The organism is Psychrobacter pocilloporae (genome assembly GCF_029872915.1).
Lineage (GTDB): Bacteria > Pseudomonadota > Gammaproteobacteria > Pseudomonadales > Moraxellaceae > Psychrobacter > Psychrobacter pacificensis.
The window spans coordinates 2,366,369-2,381,917 of record NZ_PGFT01000001.1 but is presented as its reverse complement, the minus strand read 5'-3'; the positions used below and the strand labels follow the sequence as shown (position 1 = coordinate 2,381,917).

At 44.4% G+C, this 15,549-nt stretch carries 14 protein-coding genes and 1 pseudogene; 7 read left to right on the top strand and 8 right to left on the bottom strand.

The features are described 5' to 3' along the window. Nucleotides 1-139 precede the first annotated feature (139 nt). The 7 genes from betT (at nt 140) to CUR83_RS10105 (ending at nt 8,073) form a co-directional block, all read left to right on the top strand. On the top strand, nt 140-2,185 hold the full coding sequence (betT, locus tag CUR83_RS10135; protein ID WP_284719580.1) for a choline BCCT transporter BetT: 2,046 nt from the start codon (nt 140-142) through the stop codon (nt 2,183-2,185). 243 nt (nt 2,186-2,428) lie between these two features. After that, nucleotides 2,429-2,917, top strand: a complete 489-nt coding sequence (locus CUR83_RS10130; protein WP_093068520.1) for a M48 family metallopeptidase — start codon at nt 2,429-2,431, stop codon at nt 2,915-2,917. A gap of 387 nt (nt 2,918-3,304) precedes the next feature. Next, nucleotides 3,305-4,243: a DMT family transporter gene (locus CUR83_RS10125; RefSeq protein WP_284719579.1), complete on the top strand. Its 939-nt coding sequence runs from the start codon at nt 3,305-3,307 to the stop codon at nt 4,241-4,243. A gap of 217 nt (nt 4,244-4,460) precedes the next feature. Next, nucleotides 4,461-6,221 carry a TrkH family potassium uptake protein gene (locus tag CUR83_RS10120; RefSeq protein ID WP_284719578.1) on the top strand — a complete coding sequence of 587 codons (1,761 nt, stop codon included), beginning with the start codon at nt 4,461-4,463 and terminating at the stop codon, nt 6,219-6,221. A gap of 78 nt (nt 6,222-6,299) precedes the next feature. Further along, nucleotides 6,300-7,001, top strand: coding sequence for an NAD-binding protein (locus CUR83_RS10115; protein ID WP_284719577.1), 702 nt, complete (start codon nt 6,300-6,302; stop codon nt 6,999-7,001). A gap of 43 nt (nt 7,002-7,044) precedes the next feature. Next, complete coding sequence (locus CUR83_RS10110) at nt 7,045-7,587, top strand: DUF3124 domain-containing protein (RefSeq protein WP_284719576.1); 543 nt, start codon at nt 7,045-7,047, stop codon at nt 7,585-7,587. Nucleotides 7,588-7,659: 72 nt separating this feature from the next. Next, the gene (locus tag CUR83_RS10105) at nt 7,660-8,073 is read left to right on the top strand and encodes a PaaI family thioesterase (RefSeq protein ID WP_284719575.1); all 414 of its coding nucleotides are present in this window, start codon (nt 7,660-7,662) and stop codon (nt 8,071-8,073) included. Between the two features lie 102 nt (nt 8,074-8,175). Here the strand turns inward: CUR83_RS10105 and CUR83_RS10100 are convergent. From CUR83_RS10100 to CUR83_RS10065, 8 genes and pseudogenes are all read right to left on the bottom strand, one after another. Next, a pseudogene (locus tag CUR83_RS10100) lies at nt 8,176-8,481 on the bottom strand (c-type cytochrome); the annotation flags it as partial. Between the two features lie 98 nt (nt 8,482-8,579). Beyond that, nucleotides 8,580-9,053: a c-type cytochrome gene (locus CUR83_RS10095; protein WP_284719574.1), complete on the bottom strand. Its 474-nt coding sequence runs from the start codon at nt 9,051-9,053 to the stop codon at nt 8,580-8,582. A 104-nt stretch (nt 9,054-9,157) separates the two neighbouring features. Beyond that, a complete protein-coding gene (locus tag CUR83_RS10090; protein WP_284719573.1) occupies nt 9,158-9,952 on the bottom strand; it encodes a PAP2 family lipid A phosphatase in 795 nt (264 codons plus the stop codon). A gap of 92 nt (nt 9,953-10,044) precedes the next feature. Then, nucleotides 10,045-10,515 (bottom strand): diacylglycerol kinase, encoded by a 471-nt coding sequence (locus CUR83_RS10085; protein ID WP_284719572.1) that lies wholly within the window; start codon nt 10,513-10,515, stop codon nt 10,045-10,047. A 239-nt stretch (nt 10,516-10,754) separates the two neighbouring features. Next, nucleotides 10,755-11,963, bottom strand: a complete 1,209-nt coding sequence (locus tag CUR83_RS10080; RefSeq protein WP_342213127.1) for a sensor histidine kinase — start codon at nt 11,961-11,963, stop codon at nt 10,755-10,757. Nucleotides 11,964-12,178: 215 nt separating this feature from the next. Continuing rightward, nucleotides 12,179-12,880, bottom strand: a complete 702-nt coding sequence (locus CUR83_RS10075; RefSeq protein ID WP_284719570.1) for a response regulator transcription factor — start codon at nt 12,878-12,880, stop codon at nt 12,179-12,181. Nucleotides 12,881-12,936: 56 nt separating this feature from the next. Next, nucleotides 12,937-14,640, bottom strand: a complete 1,704-nt coding sequence (locus tag CUR83_RS10070) for a phosphoethanolamine transferase (protein WP_284719569.1) — start codon at nt 14,638-14,640, stop codon at nt 12,937-12,939. A 160-nt stretch (nt 14,641-14,800) separates the two neighbouring features. Then, nucleotides 14,801-15,445: a Crp/Fnr family transcriptional regulator gene (locus tag CUR83_RS10065; protein ID WP_284719568.1), complete on the bottom strand. Its 645-nt coding sequence runs from the start codon at nt 15,443-15,445 to the stop codon at nt 14,801-14,803. Between the last annotated feature and the right edge of the window lie 104 nt (nt 15,446-15,549).

Here is a 15,549-nt window from a genome sequence, read left to right as displayed (position 1 = left end):
ATCATTTTATTCGCTTTTATTCATTGGTACTGCTTTGTGCGTCATGCGGTTAAATATACGTTATGTGGTCAAAAGTCATAATACTATGCCGGACAAAGCAATATCGGACACTGTTTAATTTACTTATTTGAGGTCTTTTATGTACAGTTCGCCATCAAAAGAGGTGACGAAAACGTTGAGCCTAAACAAAACTGTGTTTTTAGGTTCGGCTATTATTTCTATTTTATTGATTATCTGGACCATTGCTTTTCCAGATTATAGTGAGACCTTACTTGGTGCAAGTATGGCGTGGGTATCAGATAAGTTTGGCTGGTATTACATGCTAGTGGTTGCCGCTTATAGTATTTTTGCTTTGTTTGTCGGTTTTTCTAAATATGGCGATATTAAGCTGGGTCAAGACCACGAAAAAGCGCAGTTTCCGTTTTTAGCGTGGGCAGCCATGCTGTTTTCAGCGGGTATCGGTATTGATCTGCTATTTTTTGGGGCATCAGAGCCATTGATGCATTATTTAACGCCGCATACTGGCCTAGAGCCTGCTAGTGCTGAGGCCATGCGTCAAGCGCTTGCTCAGACTTTTTTGCATTGGGGTCTGCATGGCTGGGGTATTTATGCGCTGATTGGTATGGCACTGGCTTACTTTGCTTACCGCAAAAACATGCCACTTGCGCTACGCTCACCGCTCACGCCAGTATTTGGTGAACGCCTGATCAAAGGCTGGCTAGGTGATGGGATTGATACTTTCGGTGTTGTCTGTACGTTGATGGGTATTGCAACGAGCCTAGGTATTGGGGTCTTACAGGCCAATGCTGGCTTGACCCATGTCTTTGGTATTGAATCTAGCAAGATGGTTCAGGCGCTGATCATTGTCGGTGTGGTCGTCGCTGCCGCTGTCTCTGCGATGACAGGTGTTGAAAAAGGCGTACGTCGTCTGTCTGAATTCAATATGTTGTCGTCAATATTGCTATTGCTTGCCATCCTCGTAATGGGTAATACCGTCTATTTATTAAACACCTTTACCCAAAATATTGGTCAATATTTTCAAACCATTATCTATAAAACCTTTGATGTTTATGCCTATGACGGTACTGCCGGTGCCGACTGGAAATCAGGTTGGACGATATTTTTCTGGGCATGGTGGGTTGCTTGGGCACCGTTTGTTGGTCTGTTTATCGCGCGTATCAGCCGTGGTCGTACGCTACGTGAGTTTGTCTTTGGCGTGATGTTCATTCCATTGGGCTTTATTTTTGCATGGTTCTCTATCTTTGGTAACACTGCGATAGATCTGGTTGCCAATGGCGCAACGGCGCTTGGTGAAACTGCCGTCAATGATGCCGCCATGGGCATGTTTGCGCTATTTGAATATTTCCCCTATAGCGAAGTGCTTTCATTTGCAGGTGTGATCATTGGTCTGGTGTTCTTTGTCACCTCTGCGGACTCAGGCGCGTTGGTACTTGCCAATCTGAGCTCAAAAGGCATGACTAATGACACGGATGCACCGGTTTGGTTGCGTTTGTTTTGGGCGGTGGCAACAGGTCTTATCACACTAGGATTATTGTTTGCGGGCGGTTTTGCCTCATTACAATCGGTCTCTGTGATTGCAGGTTTGCCGTTCTCTTTGATTCTGGTGCTCTACATGATGTCCATGTGGAAGTCACTGAAAGAAGAGGGCAATAAGCGCAAAGCCAGCACGATTGGTACTGCCAATGTGCTCGACAGCGGTAAGAGCTGGAGAGCACGTTTGCAGCGTATTGTGAGCTTCCCAGGTCACGCGCAAGTCGAAAAGTTCTTAAAAACGGTGGTGATGCCAGCGATGACTGAGGTCGAAAAAGAGTTCAAAGCAGGTGGTCTCAAAACCTCTTTAGATGCGCATAATCTTGCCAGTATCGGTGAAGATATCGATGCAGGCATGGGCCAAGACAGTGCTCAGGTCGACGGTCTAAAACTGCGCGTCGGTCATGGTGATGAAGATGACTTTGTTTATGAAGTTAACTTGATCAAAGCTGAACGTCCTAACTTTACATTGAATACATCAAACAAGCAGGCGGAGCATTATTATCGTGCTGAGGTGTTCTTAAGTGAAGGCTCGCAAGAGTATGATTTGGTCGGTTATACCAAAGAGCAAGTATTGGTCGATATCTTAAATCAGTACGAGCGTCATTTGCAGTATCTGCATCTAGAGCGTTAATGGCCTAGACTATCGCGCTATATCGCGCTATCAATCTATATGTGCGATAGCCGATAAGTGACCGTCTTTATAAGAAAGTGCTATAAGCAATGACCCCGTAAGTTGACTACCGCTTATGGGGTTTTTTTGTGGCAAATAAGGTAAATGGGAAGTAAAACAAGCTTGAGATAACATATAGCCAATATAAGGTAAAATCCATCAAACAAGCGGACCGCTTTTAACACATAGACAAAGGATATCGTTGTGAGCAGATTAAAATACATAGCGCATTACTCAGAGCAGATTCAAACGCAAGCGGCGCAAATGATAAGCGACGGTCGGATGGGTGAGTACTTGGATAAAAAATATCCCACCCAGCACCAAGTGCAAAGTGATAAGGCGCTTTATCACTATGTCAATGAGATAAAAAACCAATACATGCGCAAGATTGGCCCGCTATCAAGCGTCAGCTATAGCAGTAAGTTAAAGGTACTAAAGCATGCGCTAGGTATCCATACTACCCAGTCTCGCGTGCAAGGCAGCAAGCTTAAATCTCATAACAGTATCACGGTTGCCAGTCTATTCAAAGACGCACCACCAGAGTTTTTACGGATGATTGTGGTACATGAGCTGGCGCATTTTAAAGAACATGATCATAACAAGGCGTTTTATCAACTGTGTTGTCATATGGAACCTGATTATCATCAGCTCGAATTAGATATGCGTTTATGGTTGCACTGGCAAGAGCAATGATTGGACAGCAATATAAAGTCAAAACATCTCTTTGCCGTCGTCTGAGAACGCTCAACGTTATCGCTAACCGTGCTAAGCTTGCCTGTACTAAAAATTTAACTGCCAAATCATAAATTGAGACACAATTTTTTTGTTATCTCACGAAAAATAGAGAAAAAAATGATCAATACTAGGGCGTGTTGAACATTCGACCATGGCACTGACAGCGACTATTTTTTAGGCGATTCGTTGTTAAAAATAATAAGCTTAGTCATTCTAAGCGCCAACATCTACAAAATGCCAAAGTTGCAGCCAACAAAATCGAAGACAAAGAATTTAAGGTTGAGATAGATGAGCTGCTTGCGAAACTGGTGACTGAATGATCGACCTTGTCCAATAGGATAATGGATGAATGACTTACTCAATAAAAATACTCACAAAAACACGTGGCTAGTGCCTGTTGCTTGCCTATTAGCAGGGGGTGCGCTTACTGGTATCTCGACCAACTTGGCAAAATATGCTGTCAATATCGGTCTAACACCACTCGCGTTTTTGTTTTGGTCGATCACTGGCGCGGCCATTATTTTACTAATCGTTGCTCTTATCAAACAAGAGATACCGCCTATTAGTGCCCGTACTATCGAGTATTATTTTGTCGCCGCCTTTGTTAGCGTGGCGGCTGCCAATTTACTGCTCTTTTCGGCCATTCCTCATGTTGGGGCAGGGTTTGTTGCCCTCATTATTTGCTTACCCCCACTGCTAACGTATCTTGGCGCACTGCTGCTACGTATGGAGCGTTTTTATCTCATTCGTGCGCTTGGCGTAGTGGCGGCGCTTCTTGGCGCAGGGGTGTTGGCTATTCATAAGCTTTCTGCACCAGAATCTAGTGTCTTCTGGATTTTAGTCGCGCTGTGCGGGCCAGTGCTACTCGCCATTGGTAATATCTATCGGACATTACGCTGGCCTGACAATGCCTCCTCTAGTGCGCTTGCACCCGGTATGCTGGTGGCGGCGGCATTGCTGCTAGGTTTGTTTAGTGCGTTCTCTGATTTTTCTGTCGCGATATCTTTGGATGCTTGGCTGCCGCTAGGATTGATAGTCGTACAAGCATGGGTGTTTGCTGGTCAGTTTTTCTTATTATTTCTTTTGCAAAAAACAGGTGGGCCTGTATTGCTCAGTTTACTAGGGGCTGTTGGGGCTGTCGTTGGTGTACCGATTGCGATATTTTTGCAGGGAGAGCGTCCACCTGAGGGGTTGTTTTTGGGGGCATCTTTGATAGCTATCGGCGTGGTGCTGGTGACATGGGGCGGCGTAAAAATGGCGATAATAATAACAAAAGAAGAATGAGAGACAGCTTAGCAAGTGGGGGCTTAGCAAGTGGGAAAAAGGAGTCAGTACGTCAGTCAGTATTGTATGATCTTGCAAGTATTTGATATCTCATCTGAATGACTCTTAGGATCTATATTGATTCAATAATTGGTTACGATTCTCTCAAATCAGTTTTTGTGAATAGGGCAAAAAAGGAGTATAAGTATCGTGGTTATTGTTGTCATGGGTTCAAGCTATGAATGCAGCCGCACGTTATCGATTATTGAATAATGTTACGATTCTGATTAGTGTCATCGCGGTAGCTATTGCCTTATTGGATAGTGGCTTTACGTTGCCCATTTGGCTCCAACAAGTGTTTCATATTTTTTACTTGGTCGTTATTTTACTCAGCTTTGTGGTGACGGTTGGCCGTTATCTCTACACAAACAAACCGCGAACGCTCAATAAAGTTGCTATTTTTGATGCTTTTACCAGTATCGCGATTGTCATTTTACTTACCGCGCATTTCACTGATTTGGTGCGTTCTGGCTTGGACGCCGCCGTTGATGGTTTTGTCGCGATAAAAATCGCCGTGTTTGTCACCTTTATCCGTGAACTCTCTGATCATAATTTCAATCTCAATCGCACCTTTTTGCATCCTGCACAGTTTTTTATTTTAAGTTTCTTAGCCGTTGTGCTGGTTGGTGCTTTGCTCCTAATGATGCCCAATGCGACAACGCAGCCGCTGTCCTTTATTGATGCGCTCTTTACCGCGACCAGTGCCGTTTGTGTGACTGGGCTTATTGTCGTGGATACGGCAACCTATTTTACGACGTTTGGCCAAGTCATTATTATGGGACTGATACAAATCGGCGGCCTAGGTATTTTGACGTTCGTGACCTATTTTAGTTACTTCTTTAAGGGCGGCGTCAGCTACGAGACGCAAGCGAGTATTAGCGAGATGTCTTATATGCGCGGCATGGGTAATGTGGTGTCGACACTTAAGTCTATTTTATATGTGACATTCGCCGTTGAGGCGGTGGCGGCGGCACTCATTTATATCAGCATTTATGATATGCCTGATATGAACTGGTCTGAGCAATTGTTTTTTTCGGTCTTTCATGCGATATCCGCTTTTTGTAATGCTGGGTTTTCGACCTTTAGTGCTGGCATGTATGACGATTCGCTGCGTTTTAATTATCCATTACAGCTTATCATTGCGATGACCTTTATCTTTGGCGGTATGGGTTTTACCATTGTGGTCAATGTGCTGCGGTATTTGCGTCATCGCGCTGAGCGACTGATCTATCGCAATGACCGGCACCATATTTATCAGCCTTGGTTGCTGAATATCAACAGCCGTATTACCTTGATTACGACTGGGGCGTTATTGTTGACTGGTCTGGTTGGGGTGATGGTATTTGAATACAACAATGTACTCGCTGACCATACCAGCTTTTTCGGTAAGCTTATCACAGGGTTTTTTACGGCTGCCACGCCGCGAACCGCAGGATTCAATGTCATTGATATGGGTGAGCTGACTTTTCCAACGGTCATGCTAACGATATTTTTGATGTGGATTGGGGCGTCGCCCAACTCAACGGGTGGTGGTATCAAGACCAGTACCTTTGCGATTGCGCTATTAAATACACTGAGCTTAGCACGCGGACAAACAAAGATAGAAGTCTTCAAGCGTCAGATTGCGGATATTTCAGTCCGCCGCGCGTTCTCTATTATATGGTTGTCATTATTGGTCATCGGTACGGGTGTGACGCTGATTAGTTATGATCAGCCAGAGCTTGATTTGATCAAAGTGGTATTTGAATGTTTCTCAGCTTATAGCACGGTGGGGCTAAGTTTAAACCTGACAGCAGACTTATCGGATTTTAGTAAAGTCGTGGTTTCGGTCATCATGTTTGTTGGACGGGTCAGTATGCTGACGATATTTATTGCGCTACTCAAAAACATGCGCCAACGCAATTATCGCTATCCGACTGAGGAAATCACGATTAACTAACTTGTGATAAATAGACGGTTTTATGTGCAAAAACAGGGAAACTTAGAGTAAAAGATACTAAAAAAGGTCATAAAATTTATGAAATACATCATCGTAGGGTTGGGGAATTTTGGGGCGTCACTGGGAGCAGCATTGACCCGCCAAGGTCACGAAGTGATTGCCATTGACAGCAGCATGCAAAGGGTAGAAGCCTATAAGGAGGTCATTTCTCATACGCTCTGTATGGATGCTACGGATGAGTATGCCGTGAGCGGATTACCGATTGTCGATACCGATACCGTCATTGTTGCTATTGGGGAGGATCAAGGCGCCAACGTGATGGCAACGGCGCTGTTTAAAACCCTAAAAGCAAAACGTTTGATCAGTCGTAGCATCAATCCGCTGCACAAAAAAGTTTTGCAGGCCATCGGTGTCGATGACATTATTTACCCTGAAAAAGAAGCAGCCAATCGCTGGGCCAAACGACTGTCACTAAGCCATTTTGTTGATTCGTTTGAGTTAAGCGATAACTTTAGTATGGTAGAAATCAAGATTCCAAATGTGTTGATCGGCAAGACGGTTGAGGAGCTGCGATTGGAGCAAAAATTCAATATCCGATTGCTTAGTACCTTGCGCTATGAGTATTATGAAGACAGCTTTGGTCGTACCCAGACCAAACCTAGCGTGCAAGGTCTGGCCACGCCTGAACAAATATTGCAAGACCGTGATGTATTGGTCATTTATGGCGCAAACAAACACATCAACCAGTTCTTACGTAGCGTGGGTGTGAAAATCAAATAACGGCTTGCAATCGCAGTGACATGAAAAGGGACAGGGGAAGTTTATGAATAAGCGCAGTATATCCGTTCTATTGGTCGCTGTTATCGTGTTTCTGTCAGGCTGTGATCCGTCTGCGCAAGATCCAAATGTTCTTCTGTCCGAGCACCAACAAGATCCGATTGAAGCGTTAGAGGTGACCTCCGATGTAGATCGTAGCGAGTTTAATTACAAAGAAACCTTTTATGTACCGATTTACTCTGATATCTATACCGATAGAGACAATCGCAAAGTATTACTGTCAGCGACGCTGAGTGTGCGCAATACCACGCTGAAAAAATCACTGTATATTAATAAAATTGATTATTATGATACGGATGGGGCATTGGTAAAGTCGTATCTAAGCAAACCCATCGAGCTATCAGCGATGGCCACGCTCAACTACATCGTCGAAAAAGAAGAAGATAAAGGCGGGTCGGGTGCTAACTTCATTATCGAGGTCGAAGGTGTCGATGAAACCGTCAGACCAGTGATTGAGGCGGTCATGATTGGGAATTTTAGTAATAAAGGATTTGCCTTTAGTACAGAAGGTACGCCAGTAATACATTAAAGAAATGTATTCAGTGAAGTAATAAATAACAAGGAAAGTTTAATTTAATTCAATTCAATTCAAGGAAGCGTTATGTCTGCAACCAAAGAAGAAATCAGCGCCTTTATGGCGTTAGAGTTTCCACAAACCAAATGTATCGTCGAAGCAGTTAGTGAAAATGGTGCGACTTTATCACACGAGATTGGCATCGATGAGCTACGTCCTGGTGGCACCGTGTCAGGACCTGTCATGATGGCCGTCGCTGACGTCGCCATCTATGTTGCGATACTTGGGAAAATCGGTATCGTGCCATTGACAGTAACGACGAGTCTGACTATCAATTTTTTGCGTAAACCATCAGCAGATGCACGTATTATCGCTAAATGCACCTTACTCAAAGTAGGGCGAGCCTTAATAGTGGGCGAGGTCTCTCTGTATTCAGAAGGCTCAGACGATGTCGTGGCTCATGTCGTCGGCACCTATTCTGTACCGCCCAAGCGTATCTAAAATGCTACGTAAGTGTTTGGATGCCTCATCAAAAGAGCAGCTATGTTAAGAGGTTGCTCTTATTTTATCGGTCAATGTGCTTTATAAGATAGCGAGTCTCATCTATTCACTCGGGTCTGAACTTGGTGGAAAATCATGGCGTAGCTGCGCAACATTAGCAGTCGTAACCGTGTCAGTGAAATTGTTCAAATCGCTATGTACGTACTGTATAACGGCTGCTATTTGCGCATCATTCATCATGCTATGGAACGATGGTATCCCGCGCAGACCATTGATTATTACGCTAATAATACAGTACTTTGATTGCATTTTACTGTTGTTGGCCAGCGGTGGATAGTAGCCAGCGCCGTATGCACCGTCACCTTTTTGCATATGGCAACCTGCACAAGAGTCGTCATAGAGTTTTTTGAGTCCTGCGCGGTTTTCGGTAGAGGGCACATTGATGACATTCCATGCCAGCATTAAGCTACGGATATTCAACGGGAAAGGCAGGTGTGTGGTTTTTTTCAGGGGGGGGTGTCTACGATAGGTACGGTCTGAAAATAAGCAAATAATGCACTGACATCGTCATCTGTCAGGCCATGATAGGACGGGTAAGGCATCGCAGGATAAATCTGATGATTTGGCGCCCGACCTTTGCGTAAGGCTTTTTTAGAATCGGCCTCAGTATAGTTGCCAATACCATAGCGCGTCGATGGTGTGATATTGGTCGAGTAGATATTGCCAATCGGCGTATCAATCGGCACGCCGCCACTATAGTCTTCACGGTGGCAGGCCATACAGTCGGCGCTGCGCGCCACATAAGCACCGCGGTTGGCAAGCGCACTATTGACTAGGCTGACATTTGGTAGGGTTATTCTGTTAGGCAAAGTGTCCATTGGCAAACTGACTGTATCTGCTATCGCAGCGGTAGGGAGTACGCTAAGTCCAAATATCAATGTCAATGTCAATGCTGGCATGACGGCAGAAAGTGGTTTCATAACGTCCTTATAGTGCTGATAAATGATAAATCATCCCTCATCCCAATATGCCTGCAATTCGCCAGTCGTGCCTAGCAAAATAACGCAACGTGATAACTATCATTCTAAGTGCTTGAGGTTTCAGTACCAAGCAAGCTAGTGGCTGTGTCGGCATGTTTTTTACTGGCGCTTTTGGCTTTTGCCTTTATCGAATCTTTAAAGAATAGCGTCGCAAGCGCACACGCTATCGTCAGTGATAGCAGCATCGAGACCAAAGTATGACTAAAAAAATGATCGCCAAATAGCATTTTATACAGCCCCATGCTCCAGCCTAAGAGCGTGACTATTTTTAGTATTTGATAACGGTGCTTTTTGAGTGTTGGCAAAAAAGCCAATCCATATAAGGAGAATCCTGCGCTGGCGTGAGCGGCAGGAAAACATTTGGCAGGCGTTGCGGCAACCATGTTTTGCCACAGATTGAGATAAGGCAACTCACCGCCAAAAATTACCAAGTCATTCGGGCAGCTCACATGGGTGACGCCTTTTAATGTGGCAATGGTAGCCGGTACAATCGCTAATACCAGCAGTAGATAGCCGATCTCCCGAATTGGTAAAGGAAGCAGAAATTTATCGAATTTACGGCGATGCTGTGAGGCAAGGTCGGGCAAAGGTTGTCTATATTTTATAATTAACACTGCTATGAGGTAGACCGCCAGTAGGATCAGTAGGGCTTTGGGCAAATCATAAAAGATAAACGCATAAGGCTGCGCGCCTTTTTCTAGTAGCCAGTGTCTATGGCTATAAAAAAGCTCACTGATGCGTATGTCTAACTGACTATGTTCAAACACCAACGTAGCGAGGATGGTCAAACACAGTAATTTTAGCCAGTCCCTAGCCATTGAGTGGTTTTCTAAAGTCATGGATACCTCTGGCAATGTATAGTAAGTAAGAACGTATAATAAATAGGATAGCTTCTAGCGTGATTATTGATCAGTGCCTGTGATAGATGTCTTTATAAAAAGACAGACAACGCCATGAGCCATAAAATTGTTAATAGACATAACGACACGAACTGCGCCGCCGAGCCAACATCTTTTGCGATTTTTGCGAGTGGATGCTTGGCGGTTGATGTGTGGTCGACGCAAGCTTCGATACTCGTGTTAATCAGCTCAACAATTAAAGATAAAAAAGACGCGAGCACTAGCATCATTTTTATACCAAGCGTAAAAGGCATCATAATGACAGCGGCAAGCAGGACAACATTGAGCCACACGACTTGTCGAAAAGCCGCCTCAAATTTGTATGCTGCCTTAAATCCGTCCATTGAATAGCCAGCAGCTTTTATAATTCGGTAAAAGCCCGTTTTACCTTTTGCGCTTTCTGCAAAACTATCAGGCGTGAGCGCACTGTGATGTGCTGCCTGCTTGATAGAGCAATGCTTGGCTGACTCGTCTTCAAGATTAATAGGAGTAATTTTATTCATATAGAATTCTTAATGATCTATTAATATCAAGATGCGCGCTCGGTTTTGCGTGACCAAAAAAACAGTCAAGCAAAGTCGATATAGCCTAAGTATAAGACGAGCGAGATTAAGAAAACGTTAAGAGCGTAAGCAGGGATGAGAATAAAGAATGATTCGGACAAATGGCACAAATGGCATTGCTCGCCAGTTCAGTGGGCAATGGTTAAATAGAAATTGTGGTGATAGTAAGCAAAGTACGGTTATTTATAATAAATAATAAAAGTGCTGCCGCCAGACGGATTGGCTTGATGGGTCAGCTGCCAGCCCATATGAGACATGATGCGTTGTACGATACTCAGTCCCAAACCTGAGCCTTCAATCTTGTGATTGATATCATTTTCTGGTGACAAGGCTGTGCCTGTACCCTCGTCTTGATAGTCATGAGTTAGGCGCTCAAAGCGCTCATACAGCAGCGGCATCATCGCCTCAGGAATACCAAGACCAGTATCAGTTACCATGATTTTTTCGTCATCGATAGTGATGGTGACTTCGCCATCATCGGTATACTGAAACGCATTTTTTATCAAATTGCCCAGTGCCATTTTTAATAGCTCAGGACGCACATAGGCGCTATATTCTTGCTCAGCGACTATTTGACACGTGACCGTTTTATAGCGCAGCAAATAGGTCAATCGCTGCACCTCGGCTAAAGCAATGCTATTGATAGAAGTTTGCGGTGCATCTAGCTTTTCAGGGGCGCGCGAAAGTAAGAGCAGGGCGGTGATAATCTCAGAGGTTTCACGGGCGGTAGTGCCAATCCGATTGGTAAACTCGTTCAGATGACTGTCTGCTGGTAATTGCGAGGCTAGCACTTCAAAGGCACCCATGATGATGGTTAAGGGCGTGCGCAGCTCATGGCTGACATCACCAGTAAACAGTTGCTCGCGCTTTAGATACTGCTCAAGTTTATGGTTTTTTTCATCGATAGCTCGCGCCAATACACCCACCTCAGAGGGTAAGTGCGTGAGTTCCGTTAGGTTGCTATGATCCGTTTCGACGGCTTTTTTTAAATCGAGTAAAGGCTTGATGATTTGTTTGGAGGACAAATGAGAGAATATGGCGGCAATAAGCAAACTTAAAATGACCGCCACTCTTAGTGTATCTGCAAATATATCTTCTAAGTTTTCGAAGATTTCTAGTACAGGGTAGTGGCTCATCACCATCTCAACCCCTTCCAAGTACGTCAAAATGTAAGTCTGATTGCCTTGTTGATAGGCGAAAAAATGAAGGTTGCCGTGGGTTTTGCCAGACTCACCGTCTATAGTGACAGACTTCTCTTGCACCGTTGCCGTTGCCGTTGTTTGCAGGTTGGTAGGGGCACTATCGTAGCGATAGATCTTGATGCCTGGGTCGGCAGTATAAATAGAGCGATCACCGTACTTTTCTTGGCTGATATCAAGCTGCTGCAACAGCCGACCCTTAACCAATTCCTGTTCTATTCTGCTCTCTGCGTACAGAAAAATACTGACAAAAGCCCCGCATAGCAACAGCGCGAATATAAAGTATGACAATCGAAACTTATTGGCTATCGAGTCTATATTGAACATAGTAAAGAGGTGCTTAATTGAAGGAGGCAGTTGATATAGTGCGTGATAGTAGACTGTATGAGGTGCTGCTCTCTCAGTCATACTACCCCGTGTTCTGATTTATTGGGATCGATAATTTGATAACCCACACCAGGCACTGTCACTATCATGGTTTTGTCAAAAGGCTTGTCGACCTGCGCCCGCACGCTATGCATATGAGTACGTAGCGCATCACTGCTCGGTATATCTAGACCCCAAACCTTTTCTTCAAGTTCAGTTTTGCTGACGACTCGCGGTGCGGCACTCATTAGGATATGTAATATCTTAAATCCAGTTGGGGTGAGCTTAATCGACTTTCCTTCGCGCATAATAGTATGCTCACTATTATTTAGCGATAGCGCGCCCACAGCGATACTGTGTACAAAATTATCGTCCTCGTGACGACGTATGAGTGCTTTGATACGGCACTCTAGCTCAATCAACGAAAATGGCTTGACCAAATAATCATCAGCACCGCTATCAAAGCCTGCCACTTTATCCAAAATCGTATCGCGAGCAGTGAGCATGAGGACAGGCGTTTTGTCATGCACTTCTTCTCTGAGTTTCTTACACAGCTTGGTGCCATCCATACCTGGTAGCATCACATCGAGCAATATCACGTCATAATGATTGCTTGAGGCGAGTGTGAGCCCACTGTAGCCATTATGTGCGTTGTCCAGCTCAAAGCCTTTTGGCTCAAAAAACGCATAAATATTGGCCACGATATCGGGGTTGTCTTCAATAACGAGTATCTTATACATGGTGTTGACCTAAAAAATAGTGGCTACCTAAAAGATGGAGCAATATAAAAACAGATTTAGTTATTTACTTTAAAAAAGGTTGGCGCGCCTTTGACTTCATCAGTCGTGATGCCAAAAAAGCTCAGCAACGTCGGCGTAATAAAATCATGTGACACGGGCTGACTGCTCATATTAGAGAGGCTGTCTGCATCGATGTTATTACTGTTTGGTGACCAAATGACTGCGGGCACGTGCTTTTGAGTATCCGGGGCAAACTTATAGGGCAGACCATGCAAATAAATATTGTTTTCTCCCAGACTCTCGCCATGATCGCTCATATACACCATGACTACATCATAATCTTGTTCGTAAGTTTTTAGGGTATCGATCACGTTATTCAAAAAGTAGTCGGTGTACAGAATCGCATTGTCATAGCCATTGATCACAGACTGGGTATCACATTTTGACAGCTCATTGGTCATACAGACAGGTTTGTACGTTTCAAATTCTTTAGGGTAGCGCTGGTAATAAGCGGGGCCATGGTTGCCCATTTGGTGTAACAAAATAAGCATGTCTTTAGGCGTCTCTTTCGGTGAGCTGCCTGACTTAACCAGTTTATCAAAACCATCAAGCATACCAATATCTCGGCATTCAACATCGCAGTTCGGATTGGTATCAGCCGTTTTGTAGTCCGCAAAAGTGACACGATCAGCCACACCTTTAGAGCTAGAGTTGTTGTCTCGCCACACGACATTGACCCCTTGCTTGCTGAGCGTATCGAGTACGTTTTCATTGTACTTGGCGGTATCGATATCATAATTTTCCCGATTTGCATAACTGAACATGCAGGGCACTGAGTAGGCAGTCGAAGTGCCACAAGAGACGGCATCTTTAAAACTATAAAGGTTTGATTGCTTTGAGAGTAGTGGCGTGGTATTGCGTGTATAGCCGTTTAAACCAAAGTGATCAGCGCGAGCCGTTTCGCCAACGACGAACACCATGAGCTTGGGTTTTGCAGCGCTGCTGTTTGTAGTGCTACTGGTAGGAGCGACGCGCTTTGCATCTGTCGCATGTAGGGTGAAAGTATCAGGATGGCCCAGCTCATTGACATAGTTTTCGCCAAGTTTGATGGTAGAGTAAATAGGCGTGATTGGGTTGGCATATGAGCGCACCTCTTTATGCTGACGAAAGAAGCTGGCGTACTGGTCACCAAAGGGTAAAAGACACGCCGCGATGACTGCGATAGACAATATCAAGGTGGCTGTCTTTTGTAGAATGCTGCGTTGCCAAGTAAAGCGCTTTAGACGAATTTTGCTAATAATAAATGCCGGTAACACGCCCAGTAACAGCACCTGAATGACCATGCTAGGGGCAAACAATCCCATCGCCTCTGCTTGATCGGTCTCCAGACTATTGATCAGCATGTTGCTGTCAAATATCGTCCCGTAAGCATCGGTAAAATAACCACAGATGGCAGCAGTGATCAGTAGCGCAATCAATATTGGTTTGGCAATCGGACGATAGCAAAGCAGTTGTAATACCAGCCACATCAGTCCAAACAACAAGCCAGTAATAGACAGTATAAAGCCGACGTTTTTGCTAAATGGATAGACATCTAGCACCTGCTCAAAAAAGCCAATATTGGCAGTCGCCACCAAATATAAGGCAACAATGATAATAAGATAACTGAGATTTACCTCATGATCGTAGAGCTGACTCAGATAGCTGTTTTTTTTATTGGCTTTAGGCGCATCGATTTTGGCGGCTTGAGATATTGACATATAAATACTTCTCAACAGAATGGTAGGAAACGTCATTCCTTACCATAACAAGTGTGCTGTTAAGAAGATGTTAAGGTGGCAGCTTTGATGCTGATGCTAGTTTGCGAGGTGTTGAGTGGTTTATATAAAATTTTACGGAAAGATTTCATAGATATTCAATTTATTCAGGATTCATGATTGCTTTTAACTCAGACTGATTCTTTATAGTAATAAAACCATAGTGCATATCTATGAATTCCTGTTTTTGCCAAGACTGAATGATTTTATTGATGGTTTGTCGGGTGGTACCGAGCATAAAGCCAAGCTCTTCTTGCGACAAGCGTAAGTCTATTTTGATATCGTCACCCATCTGCTTGCCATAAGTACCGATGAATCCCATGAGCATGCTCGCCAGTCGCGCCGATGTATTGAGTGAGGTGGCATCATCAATCCAATCAAAGGCTCTACGAATACGCGCACAAGTGATGAGCGCGAGGTGCTTGTATAAAATTGGATACTGTTGCGCCGTTTGAATCACCACCTTTCTGGGGATAGAAATCAACGTAACCTTATTAATCGTCCATGCATCATGAGTACGCGGGTTGTCATCTATGATAGAGATCTCACCAAACCACTCGCCACTAGATAGGTGAGCGAGGGTCATGGCATTGCCGCTAGTGCTCACATTGCAGACTCTAATCGTACCCGATACGACAAAGTGCAGCGCCGCATCATCATTGTCACCAATAGCATGAATCATTTGGCTTTTTTGGTATACCTTTAGCACAGCGTTATACGCTAGTAGCGCTTGCACGTCGGTTGGCAAGTCAGCAAACCAAGGGTCGTTAAACGCAGGGCATCAAACGGTGCGCTGCATTTCTTTGTTTTATAAATACCTCAAAACTCCTATCGTTCAACCTCTCTTATTCT

Excerpts from the sequence above, each read along its gene's own strand:
- CUR83_RS10105 (WP_284719575.1), top strand. The coding sequence starts at position 7,660 with ATGTCTGCAACCAAAGAAGAAATCAGCGCCTTTATGGCGTTAGAGTTT.
- CUR83_RS10115 (WP_284719577.1), top strand. The coding sequence starts at position 6,300 with ATGAAATACATCATCGTAGGGTTGGGGAATTTTGGGGCGTCACTGGGA.
- CUR83_RS10085 (WP_284719572.1), bottom strand. The coding sequence starts at position 10,515 with ATGAATAAAATTACTCCTATTAATCTTGAAGACGAGTCAGCCAAGCAT.
- CUR83_RS10090 (WP_284719573.1), bottom strand. The coding sequence starts at position 9,952 with ATGACTTTAGAAAACCACTCAATGGCTAGGGACTGGCTAAAATTACTG.
- CUR83_RS10095 (WP_284719574.1), bottom strand. The coding sequence starts at position 9,053 with ATGAAACCACTTTCTGCCGTCATGCCAGCATTGACATTGACATTGATA.
- betT (WP_284719580.1), top strand. The coding sequence starts at position 140 with ATGTACAGTTCGCCATCAAAAGAGGTGACGAAAACGTTGAGCCTAAAC.
- CUR83_RS10125 (WP_284719579.1), top strand. The coding sequence starts at position 3,305 with ATGAATGACTTACTCAATAAAAATACTCACAAAAACACGTGGCTAGTG.
- CUR83_RS10075 (WP_284719570.1), bottom strand. The coding sequence starts at position 12,880 with ATGTATAAGATACTCGTTATTGAAGACAACCCCGATATCGTGGCCAAT.
- CUR83_RS10120 (WP_284719578.1), top strand. The coding sequence starts at position 4,461 with ATGAATGCAGCCGCACGTTATCGATTATTGAATAATGTTACGATTCTG.
- CUR83_RS10070 (WP_284719569.1), bottom strand. The coding sequence starts at position 14,640 with ATGTCAATATCTCAAGCCGCCAAAATCGATGCGCCTAAAGCCAATAAA.
- CUR83_RS10110 (WP_284719576.1), top strand. The coding sequence starts at position 7,045 with ATGAATAAGCGCAGTATATCCGTTCTATTGGTCGCTGTTATCGTGTTT.